This window comes from Chryseobacterium sp. VD8, assembly GCF_037149975.1.
Taxonomy (GTDB): Bacteria; Bacteroidota; Bacteroidia; order Flavobacteriales; family Weeksellaceae; genus Chryseobacterium; species Chryseobacterium indicum.
The window spans coordinates 1-1,499 of sequence record NZ_JBBCQL010000411.1; the positions used below are offsets into that span (position 1 = coordinate 1).

Below are 1,499 nucleotides of genomic sequence, written 5' to 3' on the forward strand. Positions count from 1 at the left end.
GCTCAGCGCACAGCGGCGGGTGCGGTTTGCAATGATTTGTTTAAAGTGAAACCGCACTGAAGGACGCTGAGCGGAGCCGAAGCGTATCTTTATTTATTTTGAAAATCATAAAAAACATCAAAATTTTTTCCGGTGAACGGCATTCATTTTTACAGGAAATTTTATCCTTCTGATTCCGGATAACCAAAATTTTAACAAATAATTTTCAGAGTTTTTATTAAAGGAATGAATTTCTGCATTGTAGAGTTTTCCCCGCTTCTGCTTTTAGGAGACGGGATGACGCAATATTTTATATTTCCTCCACGTTTGAAATAAAAATTAATACCATCATTTCTTAAAGAGCACAATATGAAAAAGAAATTTAGCAATCCTCCGTTGTATGATGAGGAGACCATGCATACCATTCTGGATATCTTTTCCGGAATTCTGGAAACTCTTGAAAAAAAGCAGATCGGCGATTTGCAGTATTATGACAGTGCCGATGTAAAAAGGCTGCTGAAGATCAGCGACAGTACCTTGTTCAGAATCCGGAAATCACAGAATATTCCGCATGTAAAGATCGGAAAGAAGATATACTATCCCAAATGGTTTTTAATACTGCCCTCAAAAAATGAGGGTATTTTTTATGCTTTTCGTTGACGGGATCAGATCCCGGATTTTGCTGAATGAGCCGAGCCGGGTACTGAGCTGGTCATTCCTCTGTCATCCTGAGCGCGAAGCAGTCGAAGAATCTCTTCTTGTCACAATGATCTGTTGTTTTGATTGTCGTGCGCAACTGCTTCACGCAGATTGTAGAGATTGCGCAGATATACAATGTAACTGCTTAAGCTGCTTTCTAAATATAAAACTTGTGAAAACTAATTTCAGAATAAACCGCAAAAGGGACAAAAGATAATGATAAAGCGAATTTCCAGGATAATCAAAGTGCTCAAAAGAATAAAAATCAAAGATTTTTAAAAACTATGGTGAACTTTTTCATTTATAATGATGAACTTTAAATAAAAAAATTAGTAGACCTTTTGTGACTTTTGTGGTTAAATAAAAGTTTAAACAGACTTCATAAATAATTGTCAAAGGCTTTCAATACCATACTCTAAAATCAATGAATTTCTGCGCTGTCATCCTGAGCGCAAAGCAGCCGAAGGATCTTTTCTTATCACAATGATCTGTTGTTTTGATTTTTGTGCGCAACTGCTTCACGCAGATTGTGCGCTTCGGCTCCGCTCAGCCCACGGCGGTGGGTATGGTTGACAATGATTTGTTTAAAATGGATTGGCAATGAAGTACGCTGAGCGGAGCTGAAGCGAAAAATATCCGTATTACATTTTATCGGAGATAAAATCTTTGCGCCTTAATGCATAGAGCATTTTAGAAATCTTGCGCCTTTGCGGTTTTAAACAATTTTTGGGAGGGTTGTTCAGGATGATGTGCGCTTCGGCTCCGCTCAGCGTACGGTGGTGGGTATGGTTGACAATGATTTGTTTAAAATGGAGTAGCAG

General features: G+C 38.4%; 2 protein-coding genes. One reads left to right on the forward strand and one right to left on the reverse strand.

Translation table 11 applies throughout. From position 1 onward, the window contains the following. Positions 1 to 348: 348 nt before the first annotated feature. Complete coding sequence (locus tag WFK35_RS22710) at positions 349 to 639, forward strand: helix-turn-helix domain-containing protein (protein ID WP_336734901.1); 291 nt, start codon at positions 349 to 351, stop codon at positions 637 to 639. A gap of 680 nt (positions 640 to 1,319) precedes the next feature. On the opposite strand, the gene WFK35_RS22715 is transcribed toward WFK35_RS22710, so the two are convergent. Next, positions 1,320 to 1,499 (reverse strand): hypothetical protein (locus tag WFK35_RS22715; protein ID WP_336734903.1); only part of this gene is annotated, 180 nt, incomplete at its 5' end.

Coding starts and splice junctions, on each gene's coding strand:
- WFK35_RS22710 (WP_336734901.1), top strand. CDS start 349: ATGAAAAAGAAATTTAGCAATCCTCCGTTGTATGATGAGGAGACCATG.